Origin of the sequence: Vibrio kanaloae (genome assembly GCF_024347535.1) — a bacterium.
In the GTDB taxonomy this organism is placed as follows: domain Bacteria; phylum Pseudomonadota; class Gammaproteobacteria; order Enterobacterales; family Vibrionaceae; genus Vibrio; species Vibrio kanaloae.
In genome coordinates, this window is record NZ_AP025498.1 from 154,458 (window position 1) to 175,321 (window position 20,864).

Annotated in this window: 16 protein-coding genes and 1 pseudogene; 7 read left to right on the plus strand and 10 right to left on the minus strand. The window is 43.8% G+C overall.

All coding sequences use genetic code 11. From position 1 onward, the window contains the following. Positions 1-24: 24 nt before the first annotated feature. Entirely contained in the window at positions 25-2,004 is a 1,980-nt protein-coding gene (locus tag OCV24_RS15030) for a methyl-accepting chemotaxis protein (RefSeq protein ID WP_137008381.1), read from the minus strand. A gap of 495 nt (positions 2,005-2,499) precedes the next feature. Between OCV24_RS15030 and OCV24_RS15035 the strand changes: the two genes are divergently transcribed. Together OCV24_RS15035 and OCV24_RS15040 are read left to right on the plus strand one after the other, a co-directional pair. After that, positions 2,500-2,673 carry a hypothetical protein gene (locus OCV24_RS15035; RefSeq protein ID WP_017054859.1) on the plus strand — a complete coding sequence of 58 codons (174 nt, stop codon included), beginning with the start codon at positions 2,500-2,502 and terminating at the stop codon, positions 2,671-2,673. 138 nt (positions 2,674-2,811) lie between these two features. Further along, a complete protein-coding gene (locus OCV24_RS15040; protein ID WP_150877704.1) occupies positions 2,812-3,396 on the plus strand; it encodes a TetR/AcrR family transcriptional regulator in 585 nt (194 codons plus the stop codon). A gap of 68 nt (positions 3,397-3,464) precedes the next feature. On the opposite strand, the gene OCV24_RS15045 is transcribed toward OCV24_RS15040, so the two are convergent. The 3 genes from OCV24_RS15045 to OCV24_RS15055 form a co-directional block, all read right to left on the minus strand. Beyond that, positions 3,465-4,970 (minus strand): putative bifunctional diguanylate cyclase/phosphodiesterase, encoded by a 1,506-nt coding sequence (locus tag OCV24_RS15045; protein ID WP_077681783.1) that lies wholly within the window; start codon positions 4,968-4,970, stop codon positions 3,465-3,467. A 214-nt stretch (positions 4,971-5,184) separates the two neighbouring features. Beyond that, on the minus strand, positions 5,185-6,387 hold the full coding sequence (locus tag OCV24_RS15050) for a GGDEF domain-containing protein (protein WP_017054862.1): 1,203 nt from the start codon (positions 6,385-6,387) through the stop codon (positions 5,185-5,187). Positions 6,388-7,109: 722 nt separating this feature from the next. Beyond that, positions 7,110-8,735, minus strand: coding sequence for an ABC transporter substrate-binding protein (locus tag OCV24_RS15055; protein WP_150877702.1), 1,626 nt, complete (start codon positions 8,733-8,735; stop codon positions 7,110-7,112). A gap of 173 nt (positions 8,736-8,908) precedes the next feature. On the opposite strand from OCV24_RS15055, the gene mpaA reads away from it, so the two are divergent. Next, entirely contained in the window at positions 8,909-9,616 is a 708-nt protein-coding gene (mpaA, locus tag OCV24_RS15060; RefSeq protein ID WP_150877700.1) for a murein tripeptide amidase MpaA, read from the plus strand. A gap of 205 nt (positions 9,617-9,821) precedes the next feature. Here the strand turns inward: mpaA and OCV24_RS15065 are convergent, their stop codons facing one another. The 6 genes and pseudogenes from OCV24_RS15065 to OCV24_RS15090 all read right to left on the minus strand — a co-directional run bounded on the left by OCV24_RS15065 (position 9,822) and on the right by OCV24_RS15090 (position 16,649). Continuing rightward, on the minus strand, positions 9,822-10,748 hold the full coding sequence (locus OCV24_RS15065; RefSeq protein WP_137033498.1) for an aminoimidazole riboside kinase: 927 nt from the start codon (positions 10,746-10,748) through the stop codon (positions 9,822-9,824). Between the two features lie 30 nt (positions 10,749-10,778). After that, the gene (locus OCV24_RS15070; protein ID WP_150877698.1) at positions 10,779-11,897 is read right to left on the minus strand and encodes a carbohydrate porin; all 1,119 of its coding nucleotides are present in this window, start codon (positions 11,895-11,897) and stop codon (positions 10,779-10,781) included. Between the two features lie 81 nt (positions 11,898-11,978). Beyond that, complete coding sequence (locus OCV24_RS15075; protein ID WP_150877696.1) at positions 11,979-13,415, minus strand: sucrose-6-phosphate hydrolase; 1,437 nt, start codon at positions 13,413-13,415, stop codon at positions 11,979-11,981. 46 nt (positions 13,416-13,461) lie between these two features. After that, positions 13,462-14,826, minus strand: a complete 1,365-nt coding sequence (locus OCV24_RS15080; protein WP_150877694.1) for a PTS transporter subunit EIIC — start codon at positions 14,824-14,826, stop codon at positions 13,462-13,464. A gap of 207 nt (positions 14,827-15,033) precedes the next feature. After that, positions 15,034-15,762 carry a GntR family transcriptional regulator gene (locus OCV24_RS15085; RefSeq protein ID WP_150877692.1) on the minus strand — a complete coding sequence of 243 codons (729 nt, stop codon included), beginning with the start codon at positions 15,760-15,762 and terminating at the stop codon, positions 15,034-15,036. Positions 15,763-16,323: 561 nt separating this feature from the next. After that, a pseudogene (locus OCV24_RS15090) lies at positions 16,324-16,649 on the minus strand (DMT family transporter). A gap of 390 nt (positions 16,650-17,039) precedes the next feature. On the opposite strand from OCV24_RS15090, the gene OCV24_RS15095 reads away from it, so the two are divergent. From OCV24_RS15095 to OCV24_RS15110, 4 genes are all read left to right on the plus strand, one after another. Further along, positions 17,040-18,188, plus strand: coding sequence for an S-(hydroxymethyl)glutathione dehydrogenase/class III alcohol dehydrogenase (locus OCV24_RS15095; RefSeq protein WP_102506950.1), 1,149 nt, complete (start codon positions 17,040-17,042; stop codon positions 18,186-18,188). 157 nt (positions 18,189-18,345) lie between these two features. Further along, complete coding sequence (fghA, locus tag OCV24_RS15100) at positions 18,346-19,185, plus strand: S-formylglutathione hydrolase (protein ID WP_017054870.1); 840 nt, start codon at positions 18,346-18,348, stop codon at positions 19,183-19,185. Positions 19,186-19,410: 225 nt separating this feature from the next. Then, on the plus strand, positions 19,411-19,812 hold the full coding sequence (locus OCV24_RS15105) for a hypothetical protein (RefSeq protein ID WP_150877690.1): 402 nt from the start codon (positions 19,411-19,413) through the stop codon (positions 19,810-19,812). A 187-nt stretch (positions 19,813-19,999) separates the two neighbouring features. After that, positions 20,000-20,737, plus strand: coding sequence for an NUDIX hydrolase (locus OCV24_RS15110; protein WP_137032103.1), 738 nt, complete (start codon positions 20,000-20,002; stop codon positions 20,735-20,737). The last annotated feature ends 127 nt before the right edge of the window (positions 20,738-20,864 follow it).

The following is a 20,864-nucleotide window of genomic DNA, read 5'->3' on the forward strand; positions in this document are numbered from 1 at the left end:
CTCTTAACTCTTAACTCTTAACTCTTAACTCTTAAAAGTATTAGAGAGTTGTTTCAGTGAGGCTGCTAGTTCTGCTTGCTCTTTGGCTGTCGCCGCAATTTGCGTTGCACCTGTCGTAGATTCTGTCGACTTCTGCTCTACCGCCATAACGTTCTGAGCAATATCTTGAGTCACAACTGCTTGCTCTTCGGTTGCGGTTGCAATCTGTTCTGTCATGCTAAATATCTCGCTCACTGCAACTGAAATATCTTGCAGAGTTTTCTCTACTCCTCGTGAGTCCTCAACGGCTCTTGACGACATCTCCTTGCTGTTATCAATCACGTTAAACGCGGTTTGCACGTCTGCTTGTAGTGAGCCAATGAAGCCTTCAATTTCCAAGGTAGACTCTTGAGTGCGCTGTGCTAATGTCCGAACTTCATCCGCCACGACTGCGAAACCACGACCTTGTTCACCAGCACGTGCGGCTTCAATCGCCGCGTTTAGCGCGAGTAAGTTGGTTTGGTCAGCAACCGATTTGATCACGTCAATCACGCTGTTAATGTTATTGCTACTGTCGTGTAGGTGGGCAATTTTTTCAGCCAGATCGTTAATCTCAGACGCTAGGTTTTCAATCGATTGATAAGAGTGCTGAACCGTGCTCAAGCCTTCTTGTGACTGTTTATTAGCCAACTTAGCTGAACTTGCTGTTTGTTGTGTTTTAGCCGCGACTTCGTTTACGGTTGCTGAAAGCTCTTCTGTCGCAGTTGCAATTAAGCCAATTTGGTCTTGTTGATCAACTAAGGTGTTGGAGTTGTATTGGCAAGTTTGCGCTGTCTCTTCTGCAGCAGAAGCGAGTGTCAGGCTAGATTGAGACAGGTTGTCGATAACTTCAGAGAACTTCTCTAGAGTGGTATTAAGCGACAACGAGATCTGACCTAATTCACTTTTACCTTCGTAAGTCGCACGTACCGTTAGGTCATTCTCATCACGTACTTTTGAAAGCACTCTCGTTAAATCTTTCACTCGAGTCGTCAGATCGGTAATTGCTTTAACGCTAACAAAGGTCGAGAACAAGGTAATTACGACAAAAATAGCAATACTGGTAATCATTGCCGATCGAGCACTGGCAGCTTTTTGCTCCGTAAGCGTGATCAATGATTCTGCTAAATGGTTTTCTGTCTTCTTCAGCTGAATAATACGTGCCGTTGATTGAGAGAACCAGTAGACAGGGTCGACATCAAAACCACTCATTTTAGATTCCGCTAAATCGCGAAGCTTTTCTACTTCGGCCACCGAGCGGTCATTTAACTGTTGCTCAAAAAATCGCACGTTGTCTGGGTTACTCAACACTTTAAAGTTCGAGAAGTAGGTATTTTGCTCAGTCACCAAAGAGATGAATTTAACCAACATGCCTGGGCCAAATTCATTTTTAGAGAAGGTATTATTTAGGACAGCACGCTCGATACCCGCTCGCTCTTTACCTTGTAAAAAGTTGTAGTAAGCGATGGTTTCTTTAGTGATAGTGGCATCAGAACTCAGCTCTGCAATTAATGCAGAAACACTGAGTAACTTGGCATTGAGTTTGGTGTAGTAACCTAAAGCTTCAGAAAGTGGAATCGATTGAGAATCGACTCGATTACGAATAGAAGTAATTTGATTTAAGCTTTGGCTTATTTCAGTGTTCAGACGAGCGATTTGCGGTAAGTCGATCCCCGCAGATTGCCAGTATTCTGTTTTCAGATTACGTCTATTATCAGCACTGGCTCTTTGAGCTCGTAGTTCACTGACAAACTTGGTGCCCTGTGAGCCGATAAATCCAGCCGTCATTCCACGCTCTTTCTGTAACTCATGCACCAATTCGCTGTACACGACTGATAAACGCGTAAGTTGGTTTAATGATGTCATTTCACTGGTGGTTTCTACGCCTTTTGAAATAGCAGAAACACTCAGCCATAGAAAACCTAAAATCGGTAAAATAAGCAAAGCGATGATTTTTTGCTTAAAAGACATATCGGTTAATTTCATTTTTATTTCCTAGCAGCTAACAAATCTTTTCAGTCATCTAACTCGCACATCTTTAATTAAGATGCGCCTCAATTGTGACTGTATAATTATTCAACTTGATCAATGTGCATCAATTACCGTGCCACACAGATCGCGATGCGATGAAGGTAACATTTAACCTTACAAAATTCATTGATTTACCGATAAAACTATTAGCTAAGCGACCTAACGATACCAAAAACACGTGCGACAACATTTTATTGACGCAATCGACTGAAAACTGACACATTTTTACCACCCAAAAGGGGTAGGCCTGCACCAATTATGTGCTCAGAGAAAACGATATATTCAGAACTAACTATAAATTCAACGCTCACCAGCGATTGATTCACAACTAACCAACTCCCTATTCTGCGCTGATTAACTGTCTATTCCTCGTTAACTAAATATGTATAATGCCGAATTATTAAAGTAGAGATTCGCAATAAATATGCGACAACAACTGAGAGATATTGTATGGATTGTCCCGCTTGCGAAGAACATATCGGTTGGGAATGGGTAGAAGAAGCGGCCATTGAGCCCAATGAGGAATTCGATTGTCCAGAGTGCGACGCAACATTGATGTACACCATCGATGAAGGTACCTACTACGGCGCTCAGCACAAGACCGTAGAAGTTATTGATGATTAAGATGATTTCCTGATGATCCGGATTTTTATTAACTCTTTGATGTCCTAAGCCTGTGCAAAGCAGCCAAACACACCTTTACTAGAACGGGCGTTCAGCATAAAATATTGAACATATGTTCAGATTAATGAAGTAGATGTTATGGCTAAGACCGCTAAGTTCGATAGACAAGACGTAGTAGATAAAGCAACGAACCTGTATTGGGAAAAGGGCTTTCATGCGACTTCTATGCGTAACCTGCAAGACGTGATTGATATGCGCCCGGGCAGCATCTACGCGACGTTCGGCAGCAAAGAAGGTTTGTTTAAAGAGACGCTTGCTCGCTATACCGAACTTGGCATTCTTAATCTGAACCGCTTCCGCGGTGAAAACGAATCGCCTATCAAAGCGCTGGAAAACTTCGTAAAACGCGCCGTTGTCGAATCGAAACAGAGCGCGCCAAACGGCATGTGTATGCTGGCTAAAACGGTCGCAGAACTGACTGATGAACACGCAGAGCTATTAGCAGAAGCGAAGAAATCACTAAAGATCATGGAAGGTGAGTTCGCCAAGTTGATTACAGAAGCGCAAGAACTGGGTGAGATCAGTAAAGAGCGCGAACCGACTCAACTTGCTCGTCATGTTCAGGTTCAAATCGCAGGCCTGCGTACTTACGCCAAAACCTGTGACGATATCGATTTACTCAACTCAATGGTTGAAGACGTATTTAAGTACCACCCTTTTTAGCGTCTGAGTTTATTTATATAATGTTACCCATCTACAACCTAAACAAGCTACCTATAAAAAGTATTCGGTTATGTTATCGGACACGGTTTTATTTCAGAGGTGAGACTTTCTTTCAACTGTTTATATGGCATCGGGTAGCCCAGATAATAACCTTGGGCTTGTTCGCAATTTAACGTTTTCAAAATTGACAGTTGTTGAGCATTTTCAACCCCTTCAGCCACTACACTAATGCCAAACCCTCGTGCTATATCAATGATACCAGACGTTATGGCTCTAGAGCGATAATCATCTTCTAACCCATTGATGTAACTGCGATCGACTTTAATCTCATCAACATCCAACTTGCTAAATATACCAAAAGAAGTGTAACCAACCCCAAAGTCATCTATCGAAAAAGAAACCCCATGTTTTTTTAATTTTTGAACAGCGATTGCACACTGATCTATATCTTTTAAAATAGCGGTTTCCGTGATTTCAAGACAAAGTAAGCGAGCGAACTCGGGATCCTTGCGTAGATAATTATCCAGATGGTCCATGTCATCCACGCTATTTAGCTCTACCGCTGAAATATTGACCGAGACACTATTTAACACACTCCCGAGCAAACCACAGGCTCTTAGTTGTACCGCAGTTTTCTCTAGAACTAACGTGGTCAAATCACGACAAAAATGATTCTCTTCGGCTAACGCAACAAAGATATCCGGTGAAACGGCACCATAGCGTTCATGCGTCCAACGAGACAATACTTCAACGCCAGCGACGGAGTTACTTCCAATGTCATATTTTGGCTGAAACACAATATCAATCGCTTTGTCATCAATCGCTTTACGTAACTCTTGCACCATTTCTTGACGCTGACGTTCAATTTCAGTGAGTTTGGGGTCATGAAATTCAATCGTATTTTTACTTTTCTTTGCTTCAGTTAAAGCATGGGTCGCAGATGCCATGAGTTGCTTACCACTATTACCATCCGAGGGAAATAAAGCAGCACCAATACAACAAGTGGCATTGGTATTATAACGATAAGCACACTGGTTAAATCTACGATGTACGAGAGCAATGTAGGGTTCAATATCTTCCTTATCATTGAGCTTGACTAAACACGCAAAACCATCGGAGTGTACCCGTGACGAAAGAGGTTGATGCTCTACAGGAAGTTCAATAGATCGTGCGATGTCTTTTAAAAATGAATGAGTACTTTCGAACCCAATCTGATCAGCGACTGATTTGAAGTTATCAATATCAAGTAAAAAGAGGACATACTGGTCCGTAGCCTGAGATTTGTTCAGCCTTTTATTTAAGTATCGATAAAAAACTGATGGACTATGCAACCCGGTTACACTATCAAGGTCGTTAGCGCTCTCTAAATCTCGATTATTTTTCCGAACCATTATCCACAATAAGGTAGACGTTAGAATGATAAAGATCAGACCTTTGATTGTCTGTGCTAAGGCATGTTCTTGTAAATCACTGGATAGCGACTCAACCGCGAGGTCAGAGAAAAAAATCCATAAAAATGAAATTATTAAGTAACTGAGGACTATATTTACCGGATGCTTTTTTACCTTATTCATCGTTAGCTGCTGTCTCTCCATCTAATGTGTCATGATTCATGTGTTACAAGCTGCTCATAACGTAAATCGCAATCTACCGCTCGCGCTTTTATTTTTAACCTTAGTTTGTCAATTTACATCATCGCTCTGCGCGAAAAAACCTTTCAGGGTTAAACATGTTCAGAACGATTTGTGTGAATGTTAGTCTCTCACTGAATACCAGCTCTAAGTTAAACTAGGAGTGACTTACCGCTTTTGTTGATATCGAGTAATTTTCACATGATTCTTCAATCACAATAGTATTTCTTCCTTTGAGCTTTGCTTGATAAAGAGCTTTATCAGCCCGATCTACACAATCTTTCCACTTTTCATTTTCTGATAGTGAACTGATACCGAAACTTGATGTAACTTGCAAAGATGGATGCTCTTCAAGTCTAATCTGTCCAATGGCAGAGCGTAATTGTTCTGAAAGAGCTGCAGCTTGCTCAAGATTCGAATCCGGTAACCAAATAAGAATTTCATCTCCTCCAAGTCGAAAAACCGTATTAGGTAAATCGACTATACTCAACACTGTTTTGGCTAAGGCTTTTATGGCGTCGTCACCAACAATATGCCCAAATTGATCGTTCACCTGTTTAAAGTTATCAATGTCTAATAATACGATACTCACTGGCTGGTGATTAACTTGTGCAAGGTACCTTTGCACCGCTTTGTCTAGAGCACGGCGATTCTGTAATGTCGTAAGAGGATCTTGTTGTGAAAGACATTGAAGTGAATGTACTAACCTAGCATTAATTAGCCAAAGCATTGAAAAGGACATGGAGACAATTAAAACAATGCTAAAAATATACGTATATTCATTCAAGTAGTTACCACTGATAAAATCATTGGTCTCTTTCAATGCGAAGTGTGACTTTGTCGCTCGGAAAAACATGAAGAGGCTATAAATAATAAAGGTTAAAGCCATCATATTCACAGCTAAAGTGAGGTCTTTCTTTTTTCCATTAAGTATTACAGTAGCCGAGCTTGCGGTTACAAAAGACAAGTAAAGACTAATGGCAATGATACGATTTTTTATGGAAGGTTCATAATAAGTAAAGTAAACAAAACTAACTAAAATCATGACTAAAGCTATGCGGCTGTAACGAACAACATCAAATGAGTGGTTACGAAAGATAGTCAGGCTATACAATACCAAATGAAAGCCATAGGAAATCGTGACATTGGCAATAATAATACTGATGAAATCAGGAATGACGCCTCTCAGACTCAATATAGTTGTACCAAGCCCAATCACAAATATGGATAATGAAAAGAGGGAAAGACCTAGTACTTTCTTTTGCGCTGACTGAAATAGCAACAAACCGATACTAAAAGTTAGTGAGAAAACAATAAAAACTATACTTAGAGTTTTTATGTCTAACGGGAAAGGGGCCATATTTTTCCTTAAATATGATAGAATTTTATACCATTTTAATGTTACTGAGCATGGTATAATTTTACTATCTTCCTACTCTCATTTGATTTTAGGTAATCAGGCCTGATTCGCATAAATGCACACATCTAAGCCTTAAATTCAGCGATTAATCATAACAAATTATAATGAAAATCATAGCTTCCATCCACTTGGTCGCATCCAGCCAATTTAATTCGATAAAAATGGAGTTGTAAACCTGCTTCTTTCATCTGCTCCTCCGCCTTTTTAACTCGTTGATTCTGTGTTTATTCACCACCCTCAGGTCCAGTTTGCCAACGAACTGTCAAAATACTTTGCAAAGAGTCAACCATCTCCATCTCCATCTCCATCTCCATCTCCATCTCCATCTAAAAAAATGTGTCACTATTTAATCTTGTAATAAAGTGCTCATTAAACTAATGCTCTAGGGCGTGTTGATCTTTCGAGCGGATTTTTGCAGCGAGTTACTGGGTATTTATACAAGGCAGAGGCGTCGATGTGTAGCTAGCCTACATGAGAAGCCGATAACGTAGTAGAAATAACCAGCAAACGCTGCCCGTAGGGTTCGGCTAAAAGCGTTTTACTCTTTGTTGAGGGAAATTTGCTTAGAATGACTAGGCTACTTCCCCCTCGCCGCGATTAAAACGCTTTTATCTCGAACAAAATTTAACCACGAAAGGTCAACACGCCCTAGTCATGCTTAATTACTCTTTGATGTAAAGATCCTTAGAATAGATTCGCCCTTCTACGTTGTTCTTCGCAAAGCCACCAACACTTGGTCGCACTAAGCGAGCCTGCATGTAGTAATAAATTGGCGCGATAGGCATATCTTCAGCCAGTAACTGCTCCGCTTGGTCATAGAAACCTTGGCGATCTTTCTCATTGGTTGCGGCTAAGGCGCTGTCCATTGCTGCGTTGTACTTGTCGTTATTGTAACGAGCAAAGTTACCAGAAGAACCCGAGCGCAATAGGCTCAAGAAAGTCGACGCTTCATTATAGTCGCCACACCAAGAAGCCCGCATCACATCAAAATCACCTTGGCGACGTGATACTAGATAAGATTTCCACTCTTGGTTTTCCAACTCAACTTGCGCGCCTAGGTTGCCTTTCAGCATGGAAGCGATAGCCACCGCAATCGACTTATTCGATTCACTGGTGTTGTAGAGCAGTTTGAAATCCAATGGATTAACCGCATCGTAGCCTGCATCTTTCAACAGTTCTTTTGCCTTTTGGTCACGCTCCTTTTGAGTCCATGTGCTGTATTCAGGCTGAGTGGCATCAAAACCTGCTGTGTACTCATGGGCAAAGGTATAAGCGGGTAGATTCCCCACCTGAGTTACACCATTGGTGATCACATCACGCATCATCGAATAAGACACCGCTTTACGCACTCGCGCGTCATCGAATGGAGGACGCGTGGTATTGAACGCGTAGTAATAAGTACACAGCAGAGGCACCGCGGTAAACGCATCTTGATATTTGCTTTTAAGCTGCTGCGCCATGTGTGTCGGTACATCAGACGTAATATCCACCTCACCCACCGCATAACGGTTAATCGAAGCGTTTTGGTTTTCGAACGGAATGTAAGTCACTTGGGTTAAGTGCGTATTTGCACTGTTCCAATATTTCGGGCTTTTCTTTAGCTCAATACGCTCATTCACCACCCACTCTTCTAAAACAAATGCTCCATTCCCCACAAACTGCTTAGGATCGTTCCATGGCTTATCGCTGCTCTCTAGCGTTGCCTTATTAACGGGCATCATAGATGTGTGGCCCGTCATCGCCACAAAGTATGGCACTTTGCTATCAAGCTCGAACTTCACCGTGTGTTTATCGACAGCGGAAATACCAAGCTCTTCAACAGGCTTTTTACCTTCTGCTACGTCAGCAATGTTGTTGATTTGAGTAAGCTTGAGATACCACACATTCGGCGAAGCGAGTTTCGGGTCGACCGCACGTCTTATCGCATACACGAAATCATCGGCCGTCACCGGATCGCCATTCGACCATTTCGCGTCTTTACGCAGGTGGAATACAAAGGTCTGGTTATCTTCGGTTTCCCAAGATTCCGCTACACCTGGCGTAATATTGCCATCGCGATCTTGAATCACTAAACCCTCAAATAGGTTGCGTAGAATGTGCATTTCCGGCAGGCCTTCTGCTTTCGCAGGATCAAGCGTCGCCGCTTCTGCATCGTTCGCGCGAACTAAATGTTGGTCTTTTGCCAGCGAAACACCGGCAGGTAAGGTTTCAGCGACGGCAGTTACTGATATAAAAGGGGTCAATAAAGATGAAATGAGTAAAGCCGTTGAATGTTTTTTAAAATCCATGTTTGTTTGCTCTCCTAGCCTATCTTTGAAGCAAGTAATAAAATTAACAATGCGACGGTTGACGAGTTTTGACGCTATGGTTTATTAAAAGGGGTTCATCTAATGGACTTAGTTAATGATTAATATAGCCAATAGTGAATACTTGATAGTACTTGATCAATCAGGAGATTAAGGTGAGTTTAATTCCAAGAACGGAAAGAGCTGCGTTTTCAATAAAGCCTCTGTCATATGGAAAATCGGTGTTGGGTGCACCTTTGCTCTATTTCCCCGCGCAAATCGAAAGCGAATCTCGCGGGCTGATCTTAGCGGGCACACACGGCGATGAAACCGCATCTATCGCGGGATTATCTTGCGCGCTAAGAAGCTTGCCAGCCGCCAATTTACGACACGATGTGATTCTGTCGATGAACCCAGATGGCAACCAGTTAGGTACTCGCGCCAACGCCAATCAGGTCGATCTAAACCGCGCCTTCCCTACTCAAAACTGGACAGCAGACGGCACCGTCTACCGCTGGAGTTCTCACACACCAGTCAGAGATGTAAAAGTGAAAACAGGCCAAGCCGAACAACTAGAGCCTGAAGTGCAATCGCTCATCAACCTCATTGAACAACGCCAACCTAAATTCGTCATCTCTTTCCACGAGCCACTCGCTATGGTCGACGACCCAACCCAATCGGAACTTGCCACTTGGCTAAGCAAGCAGTTCAACCTACCGTTCGTCGAAGACGTGGATTACGAAACCCCAGGCTCATTCGGCACTTGGTGCCAAGAAAGAAACCTGCCATGCATTACCGTAGAGCTACCGCCCGTATCTGCAGACCTGACTATCGAACAATATTTGGATGCGTTTGTGGCTGTGTTGCGGCATGAGGAAGGTTAGCCCAACTCATTTTTGGACAAAAGTGAGTTAGTGACTTTGTTAAATTAGAGATAAATGAATAACTACAGGTATGGGAAGTTATTCATAATGAGGAGCGAGAGAGAAGCCTCTTCAGTTTTGTTGTCGGCAGTTAACCCATTTTTAGATAAGAAAAAGTCACTCTTTTGGAGCGACTTTTCAGTATAAAGTTAAAAAGTAGTAATCGCTATTCTCCGACCAACTCCGTTAGCTGAGGCAAACTTGGTAGCGCCGTCATCGCGCCTTTTTGAGTCGTCGCAAGTGCGCCACAGCCATTGCCCCAGTGCACGGCAGCTTCGACCAGAGTCCAAGAGCGCCAGTCAGTATTCTGAGACAGCTTGGCTAGCAAGCCACCAACGAATGCATCACCCGCACCTGTTGTATCAATAACTTGCTCAACTTTAGTGCCCTTAATCACTCGACGTTCACCATTGTAAACAGCCAGTGCACCACGTGCGCCTAGCGTCACGATAATCAGTTTGTTACGTGCTGCATTTAATGCGTCCAAAGCCGTATCGAGGGTGTCAGTGTCTGTCAGGAACGTCAGCTCTTCTTCAGAAAACTTCACTACGTCTGCCTGATTCACCGCACTCATCACCACCTCTTGGATCTGAGATGGGTCTGACCATACCTCTTCTCTTAGATTAGGATCAAAACTAATGAAGCCGCCTGCTGATTTCATTCGCTTCATCGCTTCAAGCGTTGTGCTGCGTGATGGCTCGTTAGCTAAAGCGATAGAACAGCTGTGCATCCATTGCCCAGATGCAAATGTTGGGATGTCTTCGACGCTGAAAAATTGGTCGGCACTTGGCTTAACCATAAAGGTAAAGCTGCGTTCACCATCATCATCTAAATCGACAATCACTGTAGATGTTCGCTGAGCTTCATCTAGAAGCATGTCATCAGTATTGACCTTCTCATCCGTTAGGGTTTGCTTCATAAAGCGCCCTAGTGGATCTTGCCCCACTCGACCAAAGAAAGCAGTATCACCGCCCAATCGAGAGATTGCCACAGCAACGTTTGCTGGTGCGCCACCTGGACATTTTAAATAACGAGTCTCGCCATCTGGAATCAAGTCCACAACAGCATCTCCAGTTACCCAAACCTTGTTCATATCACTTTGCCTCTAGTAACGACGTTTAAATTAGAATTCGTAGAACAGACGTACACGAGCACCGAAATCGTCTTCTTCAGCAAAGGCTGATGCGTCCGATTGTTGGTCCAGTTTGTTATCCACCATCGTGTAGTATGTACCTAGAAGGATTGAAAAATCTTGTACTTCAAGTACATCACGGAATGCGTAAGATGCATACCAAGTTGATACGTTTACGTCGCCTTCAGCCCAAGAAGAAAACTCTTTGTTTTCATACTCATTTTTAGCGTGAATGTAGCCTAAGCCAAAGTTATTCCAGAGTGCATTAACACCGGCTGTTAGGTTGTTTTCGTCTACAGCATCCATGTAAGCAACGTTCGTATTAACACTCCAATCACCGCTGGTCCAGTTACCCGTTAAGCCATAGCCTGTTCGATCTGAGATATCAACACCGTTCGCCACAATCGCGTCTGAAACGAGGTTGGTTTCCACTGAAGCGGCTACCTTGAAGTCACCCATTTGGTAAGCCACAACTGGGCGAACTAGGAATGAATCTTTAACTGTGTCAATTTGCTCGCCGTGGTATTTACCTTCAATGCCGCCATCGAACAAGTTAGAGCGGTCACCTAGCATTGCGCCGACTTCAACATACAAGTTGCCAAAAGTTTGGCTGTACATGATTTGGCCGTCTGAGCCGCGACCACGCGCCTCTTTCGCTTGGTACGTGTAAGCTGCACCGTCTGAATAAAGGTCGTTAGCTGTGTCACCTGAGTATTCTAGGAATACATCAAGACCAACAGGGAACATGTCGTAAGCTTCAAAGCGACCCGCTTTAATTGACCAACCGTCTTTCTTACCAAACTCAAAGTACGCATCATCCAGTGCAATATTGCCTGTGCTCTCAAACAGAGGCTGTGCTTTAACACCCACATAGTGGCCATTGCTCGCGTACTTTTCGCCAGCAAATTCGATTAAAACACGGCCGTCTTGGTTGAATTCGCTGTCATTATTGTCGTGTGATTCACGGTCTTGGTAGTTGAAGTTCAACTCGACGTTACCGCCAACAGAGAAGTTACCTTCTTCCGTATCAACAATGCTGATTCCAGCGTTAGCTGTCATTGCAGCCATTACTGAAGCCGCAGCGAGCGACATTTTTAGTGTATTTTTCATGCTAAACCCTATATTTTGGCAATAAGAGGCCCTCCCCGACGAGGGCCTTGTTTTTTTTGTTTTGGAATAATTTATTGGTGGCTAGCGAGTAGCCTGTATCGCAGACATGTAATGCAGTGTGCCAGTCGCATTATTGAGCGTGACCAGAGACAACTCATCGATGAAGATTCGAGAGGTGAACACTGTCTTCCCGTTGTCAGCAAAAATTTCAATCGCTGAGTTATCGACAAAAACGCGAATGGTTTGTGCTTGCTCTAGGCGCTGTGCGTAACGAACAGTACCGTATGCTTCCGCGTGTAGATGAGAAACGTGAGAGCGGTCCAGAATCAGCTCATCGCGATCACCTTGGAACACCATCTGCTCACCTTTCTGGTTAGCCAGAGTCAGAGTGAAAGACTCATCTACATTCAGTTCCAACTCAAACGAACGTGACGTTAATGCCACCGGTGTAGAGCCTTCAACATCCACTGAGTTTTGACGCAGCGCTTCAAGTTCTTTCAGTGGTGTCTGAATTAGGTAGCTACCATCAATCGTCAACTCACGTGGCAGAGTCAACATGTGTGCCCAGCCATTCTTATCTGTTGGGTAGTCACTTTTTGAGTTGCCCAGCCAGCCAATAAGGATGCGACGTTGTTGGTCATCCAGATAAGTTTGTGGCGCGTAGAAATCGAAGCCTTTGTCAAGCTCACGGTAGCCTTGGTTGTTGAAGACTTTTGATTCAAAATCAATACGTTCACCGACCATGTAAACCACTGAGAAGACGTTCTTAAGATCGTACTTATTATCTGAACTCACGCCTTGAGGTGAGAAGATATAAACCCCGTTTTCATCGGTTTCATAGTAATTCGGACACTCCCACATATAGCCAAAGTCTTCGAGACCCACATCAATGTCACCCATATGGTGGTAATCATCAATATCGTTGCCGTGATAATAAGCCAGCGTGCCCTTTTCGTTGTGATCTTGAGCGCCAATCAACATGTGATAATCGTTGTCACGACAAACCAGCACTGGGTCACGAATCTCTGCAGTGTAGGCATTTGGATCGAAATCCACGACTACGCCTTTCTTTTCCACTTTACCTTGCTTGTCCATAATCGCGAGAACTTGAGTCGGATGACGTTGATCATTCTCCTTTTTCAAGTTCGCCGTGTAGAAAATGTACAACTGGTCATCGTGTGGTACACCAACACCGGTATAACAACCATGATGGTCGTAATCTTGGTCTGGGTACATCGCGATACCGCGGTCAGTAAAGTTCACGAAATCTTTGGTCGATACGTGGTACCAGTGCTTCAAACCGTGCACTGGGCCAAGCGGGAACCACTGATAGAAAATATGGTGCTCGCCATTGAAGTAACTCAAACCATTCGGGTCATTCAACAGGCCGTGCTTTGGTGCGATGTGGTAGCTTGGGTAAAACGGGTCTGTTTGTGTTTTGTGCTCAATCTCCGCCAAATACTCCTCGCTCACCTCGTGAATTCGGACAAAGCGATTTTGACGATTAGAAAAATCCATAACAACTCCAAGAAAAAGATATTCACTCAAATGGGTGGTAAAAAAATTATTTAGGCTCTTTGTAAAGTAGCTTTGTTAATGCGAAAGCAGAAGCCGCACCGACCAACATAACAAGCACATACATTCCTAGACCGCCGCCAAGGTAAAGCAGAATGCCCGGTAACATAGTTGCGCCTGTACCCGCAGAGCCGATACCCGCAATCGCGCCCAAACAGCCGCCTAATGCACCACCAACACAGCCATACAAGAACGGTTTAACGCGAGGTAGAGTGATAGCGAACATCGCTGGTTCAGTGATACCGAACAGGGCTGGCAACGCAGCGCCAAACATACCGGTACGTTTTACTTTGTCTGTCTGCATCGACATTACCGCCATTGCAGCACCAAACTGACCAGCGATTGCGGCAGTGCCTAATGGGTTGATGTAGTCAAAGCCAGTGTCTGTCACCATCGCAATAGTGATAGGCACGATGGTGTGGTGCATACCTGTTACCGCCATGAATTGAATTGCGCCGCCATAAATCAAGCCACCAATGCCATATGGGATTTGTAAGAAGTAGAGCACGGCTTCGGTAATGAGTTTTTCAATGCCGAGTAGGATTGGACCAACGAACACCAAGCCAGCAATCAAAGAGACCAACAACGTAATAAATGGTGTCAGAATCAAATCCAGAACTTCAGGGATGTGTTTGCGTGATGTGCGCTCAACTAAGGCAGCAAACCAACCCATAAACACCGCAGGAAGAATCGAGCTTTGTAAACCAGTCACCGCAATTTCGTAGCCCATGAATGGAATCATCATCGCTTCGGCGTTACCAAAGGCGACATCCCATTTATTGGCGAGTTGCGGTGCCACCAGCATCAAGCCCAATACAATACCGAGCACTGGGTTACCACCAAACACGCGCATGGCAGACCATGTCACCAATACTGGAATAAAGATGAAGGCAGTATCGGTTAAAACTTGAGACAACGTATTTAACTGTGGAGACAGTTCAATACCGAAGCCGTTAACCAACAGCCCACGCAAGCCCATAAGTAAGCCGGTTGCTACCAACGCTGGGATGATGGCAACAAAGATGTCAGAGAAAGTACGTGTTACTGTTTGGAACGTGCTGACTTTGTCTTTTTGCTCTTCAGTTTGTGGGGCTTCTTCAATGGCTTCATTGCCTTTCATAATGGCAAAAACCTTACCCACAAATCCGGTACCCAAGATCACTTGGTGCTGACCATTTTGGAAGAAGTACCCGTGTACACCTTCTATTGCGCTGAGTCCTTCAGCATCGACTTGTTCATCGTCCTTGGCCACAACACGCAGTCGTGTTGCACAGTGATTCAGTTGTGCGATATTGCCCTCACCTCCCAGTAAGGCCATAACTCTATTCGCTACAACTTTCGCATCTCGCGCCATAATTTTCGTCTCCAAAGAGTGCAAAGAAATAACAACCTGTATTTAACTTGTATTCATAATAATACAGGTTAGATACAAGTTGTATTTTTCACTGTCGTTTTTTTGTTATTCGTCACACTTGTTATTTATTGGAAATGCATAAGATTGCTTACATTCAAAACCTATAGATAAAAAAATAGCCCACAAACGTGGGCTATTCGACATTCTCTAAACTCGTGCGGTTATCTCAAAGTCATACAGGCTCGAGTTATAATAAACCGTTGAATACTCGTAGATCTTCTGCTCTTCATAATAGTTTTGTGATTGGTTGATCAAGATAGGAGCCAGCTCTCCAACATCCAATAGCTGTTGAACTCTGGCATTAGGCAAAGCGGGTAGCAGTTTTTGTTGCGTCTTGACCATCTCAATACCGTGGCGGCTCAAATATTCGAACTTTGATCGCTTAAGATCGTCTTTTGTAAGATTGGGCAGTAACATTCTTGGGATGTAGAACTCTTCAAATGAGACCACTTGATCGTTTACTAGTCGTAAACGACGGGCAAAGTTAACGGGCTCACCAACAGCGATATTGAGTTTCTGAGAGACAAGTTCATCCGCTGGTAACACTTCAAACGCATCGACAATATTGGTCGCCTCTAGCCCAGCGAGCGCAGCTTCCTGCGCCAAACCAGACATGGATAAAAAGTCGTGACGCAATTTATTGGACTTAACAAAGCTTCCCTTTCCCTTCTCTGAGAAGATGTAACCACCATCATTGAGTTGCCGCAACGCTTTACGCACCGTTACGCGGCTGACTTTCAGAAGGTCTACTAGCTGACTCTCAGATGGCAGCTTGCTTCCTGCAGGGTAAATACCTTTATCAATCTCGCGCTTTAACTCTCCCGCGACTTGAATGTACAAAGGCTGCAAATTTTTGTTCTCAAATAACTCAGTCATAATGCCATAAAAGCTAAGGGGTTCGAGTCATCTTACTCAAGGTATGAGGAAATACCAAGCCTGGGAGGTGAGAGCAAATGAATTATAGCCTAACAGAAAAATTGTGCTGATTATCTGAAGAAAGCAAGTTGATACGGAAATTGTTCTAACCCAAAGAACTACAGCCTTTTCAGAGACGAAGACAAACCTGAATCACTGCTAGCAACCCGTTTGCTCTTATAGATTCAGGGCGCCTTTTTGGGTGCTGCACTCCAGTATACCGAATAGTGCCACCAAACCTTGAATGTCCCAGTAAAACCTATACAACCCAAAACTATTAGCTCTCACATAAATCAAGGTAGCTGAGATGTAACGCACAGATGATCCCCCTCAATCGATTATTTGAGTGATTAGGTAATTTAAAAAATGATCACCATGGAAAATTTTTTTCTAATGTAAATAGGGAGTCAGTGTTTTGTTCGAGCAAATCCACGCATTACTTTTTGTATATCAAAACTAGCTGGCTATCTGTAACTTATTTGGAAACATAACAAACTTTGGGGCAAAAACGAGTTAGACCTCCTAATGACTCACCGACGTCGAAAACAGGTTGATGATCACCACGCCAGACAGAATCAAAGCGATTCCAATGATCGCGAAGATATCGAGCTTTTGCCCGTAAACCAGCCAAGACAGTGCTGCGACCAATACAACCCCTGCTCCACACCCAAAGACATGGTTTGCACTGTTAGAGACAACAGGTAGAAAGCACAACCGTAACCAATCAGTACCGCGACAGTCGCAGGTAAAGAAGTAAATTGCTGCGTTTTAGGCAATAAAGAAGTCGCGACAACTTCAAGCACGATGGCAAGTGACAACATTACTGGAGGAGGAAGAGATAAAAGCATGTTTAAGTCCACAACAATAAAATACAGCATTCAGAATATTGTAATTTTATGTCTAATTCATGTGGTTTTCAGTAAGTAATTATTATGACGTACCCTAAAAGATCTTAACTATTAACTCCAGTAAATAGGTCCTTAAGTACGCATTCTTTCAACCAATAAAAAGACCGCTAGCCATGGTTAACAGGCTTAGTTCAAGATCTGCCTCTCCGATTAATTATTACATATGTGTATTAATCATTTTCAATTTATGGGGATTATCAAAACCTAGAGTCACATCTATACTAGATCCAGCAAAACGAGAGAGCGGAAACAATTAGGCTCAACTACGCTTAACGGATTGAAGCTAATGGCACGGTTATCCGCAGTACTGACATATATAGGAAGCATCCAATGACAATCGACATTAAACCTGGTCAAACTCATATAAAATCAAAAGCAATGGTTGCATGGGCAGCTGGCGAGCCACTAAAAATGGAAGAAGTTGATGTACAACTTCCTAAAGCTGGTGAGGTTCTAGTTCGCATCGTTGCTACTGGTGTTTGTCACACTGACGCATTCACATTATCAGGTGACGATCCAGAAGGTATCTTCCCTTCAATTCTTGGTCACGAAGGTGGCGGTATCGTTGAGATGATCGGCGAAGGCGTGACCAGTGTTGAGATTGGCGACCACGTTATCCCACTTTACACCGCTGAATGTGGCGAATGTAAGTTCTGTAAATCTGGTAAAACTAACCTATGCCAAGCCGTTCGTGAAACGCAAGGTAAAGGCCTAATGCCAGACGGTACAAGCCGCTTCTCTATCAATGGCGAAACAATTTTCCATTACATGGGCTGTTCTACTTTCTCTGAGTACACGGTACTTCCAGAAATCTCACTAGCGAAAGTAAGCAAAGAAGCACCACTTGAAGAGGTTTGTCTTCTAGGTTGTGGTGTAACTACTGGTATGGGCGCAGTACTGAACACAGCTAAAGTTGAAAAAGGCGACAACGTTGCTGTATTCGGCCTAGGTGGTATCGGTCTTTCTGCAATCATTGGGGCTCGCATGGCTGGTGCAGACCGCATCATCGGTGTTGATATCAACGAGAGCAAATTCGAGCTAGCAAAACAGCTTGGCGCGACAGACTGCATCAACCCAACTAAATTCGACAAGCCAATCCAAGACGTTATCGTTGAAATGACCGACGGCGGTGTTGAGTACTCTTTCGAATGTATCGGTAATGTAGATGTAATGCGTTCAGCACTTGAATGCTGTCACAAAGGCTGGGGCGAATCAGTCATCATTGGTGTTGCGGGTGCAGGTCAAGAGATTGCAACTCGTCCATTCCAACTAGTAACTGGCCGTGTATGGCGTGGTTCTGCTTTCGGTGGTGTTAAAGGCCGCTCTGAACTTCCAGAAATCGTTAATCGTTACATGGCAGGTGAGTTCGGGCTTCAAGAATTCATCACTCACACCATGGGTCTGCAAGACGTAAACGAAGCATTCCACCTGATGCACAAAGGTGAATCTATCCGCACTGTTCTACACATGGATAGATAACCCCCCTTGGTCTCGATACTTAGGTGTCGAGACCACAGTTCTGACTTAAACATCAGAGCGAAACTGTCTTCACCACCTCCTGCCCGGTGGGTGGTAAAACTTTAAATAATATGGACACGTTATTCCCCAAAACCATCAACCTAACGGAGCACAATAGATGACAATCGAAAACATTAGCCAAGCAAAGGTTGCTGGTGGTTGGCACAAACAATACACCCACTTTTCTGCAACGCTTGACTGCAACATGCGTTTTGCGATTTTCTTGCCGCCTAACGCAAGCAAAGAAAACCCAGTTCCTGTTTTGTATTGGTTATCAGGCTTAACCTGTACCGATGAAAACTTCATGCAAAAAGCCGGCGCATTCAAAGCCGCGGCTGAGCAAGGTATTGCTATTGTCGCGCCCGATACTAGTCCACGCGGCGAAGGCGTTGCCGACAACGCAAGCTACGATTTAGGCCAAGGGGCAGGCTTCTACGTAAATGCCACTCAAGCACCATGGGACAGCCATTACCACATGTACGATTACGTGGTAACAGAGCTTCCAGCATTGATTGAGTCTTTCTTCCCAGTAACTTCGGTGAAGTCGATTTCTGGCCACAGCATGGGCGGACACGGTGCCCTAACGATTGGCATCAAGAACGAAGATAGCTACCGTTCTATCTCTGCATTCAGCCCAATCACCAACCCAATGCAATGCCCTTGGGGACAGAAAGCATTCAACCAATATCTTGGCTTAGATATTGAAGAGTGGAAATACTACGATGCTTCTGAGCTTCTAAAAACCAAAGGCACTAAGCTGCCAATGTTGGTTGACCAAGGCGAAGCCGATAACTTCCTGATTGAGCAGCTTAAGCCTGAGCAATTAGTTGAAGCCGCTAAGGTAACCAATGCCGATTTAGAGCTACGTATGCAGCCAGGTTACGACCATAGCTACTTCTTCATCTCTAGCTTTATTGATGAGCACATTGAGTTCCACGCAGCTTACCTAAACAAGTAGTCACACCGAATTAGCCCACACCTTGCAAATGCGTGAGGTGTGGGCTTTTTTGTGCCTGTTCATTACTCGCACAGATCAATGTAAACCAAGGGTTGTGAACAGTGTGTCAATTCATTCAAACTTCCTAACAGACAGGTATCTCCTTCACTTATTCATACTCTTACAATCAGCAAATCAAACCTGTTATTATAGCAACCTTCAACATCACCTATTTTGAAGGTTGCTATGAAAGCAATTGAGACTCTTTTCTTCCTGATGGTTTTATTGAGCGGTCTATTTACCGCTTGGCTGTTTATTCCAATTCCAGCGACCATGGACAAGCAAACGCTCGACGTTCCATTAACGGAACCGTTCAAGTTAGTGGCATATCGCAGCAACCCAAATGATGCAAGCAAGCCGCTGACCTACCACTACTATGTGATTTCAGATGTGGCAGGGGTGGATGACATGGATCCGTTCCTGATTACCACGGACCAGTTTGTGAAGCTTGGCGAATTCGACGAGAACACATTCAACCTAACGGTTAACGGCAAGATAGAGAGCTACACCAACGATTTATGGATCAAAAAATCTGACGGCAAGCTTCAGCACTGGTACGTGAGTATTGATGCGAACTATATCCGCTAACATCGAATTGCAATAAACCTGATTTCAAAACTGCGCTTTGGCTTCCAAGCGCAGTTTTTGTTTCTAGCCTTCCGCTTCACAAGCAAAACAAATCTCACAAGCTCTGCAGGTGTCATAAGCCCTACAGATGTTATAAGCTCCACCTATGTTCGACTCCCTATAAATCAAAAACAATAAAGGATCACCCGTGGAATTTACGCTCGACAAATTTAACGGCATCATCATCGACCCAGCAACAGCGCCTTACGATGCTGACTCTTTCAATGCCGAACTTAGTGAGATCACCGAATTTTCAAAGCAGAACAACAAAGGCATTATTTGGATTAGCTTACCTATTTCCCTCTCGCACCTTATTCCTGTAGCGACTGAGCTCAGCTTTGTGTTTCACAACTGCTTAGAAGACGAAATCACGCTGATCCATAAATCCGAAATTGTCGAGTTTGTGCCTTTCATTCCGACTCACACCTTGGGCGCGGGTGCGTTGATCACCAATGAACACAACCAAGTGCTGATGATTAAAGAGCACGGCATGACAGGCTACAAATTACCGGGCGGCCATATTGAGTTGGGTGAAGGCATTGAAGAATCTGTGGTTCGGGAAACATTGGAAGAAACTGGCATCGAAGCCACATTTGTTTCGGTGGTTGGCATGGCGACGAGACACCCGTATCAGTTTGGCAAATCGAACCTCTACTTTATTTGCCACCTTATCGCTCAGGCCCAAGAGATTGCGATTCAAGACACCGATGAAATTGCAGAGGCTAAATGGGTTGATGTTGAAGAGTACATTAACAACCCTGACAGTTACCCGTTTAACCGCCAATTAGTCGGTTCTCTGATCGGAAAGCAAGGGTTGGAACTCACTCAGCTCGAGGGTAATTCAGGCCCCACTCATAAGCCCGAGATCTTCTTTTCGAAAAGCTAGAGCGATTCAAACATAAAAACGCCCAACTCAAATGAGTTGGGCGTTTTGGTTTCACTTTTTATTTTTCTTAATTAAGCCAACTGCGTTGTTCGTTATTCTTTGTACCTATGATTCATTCTCATACTTT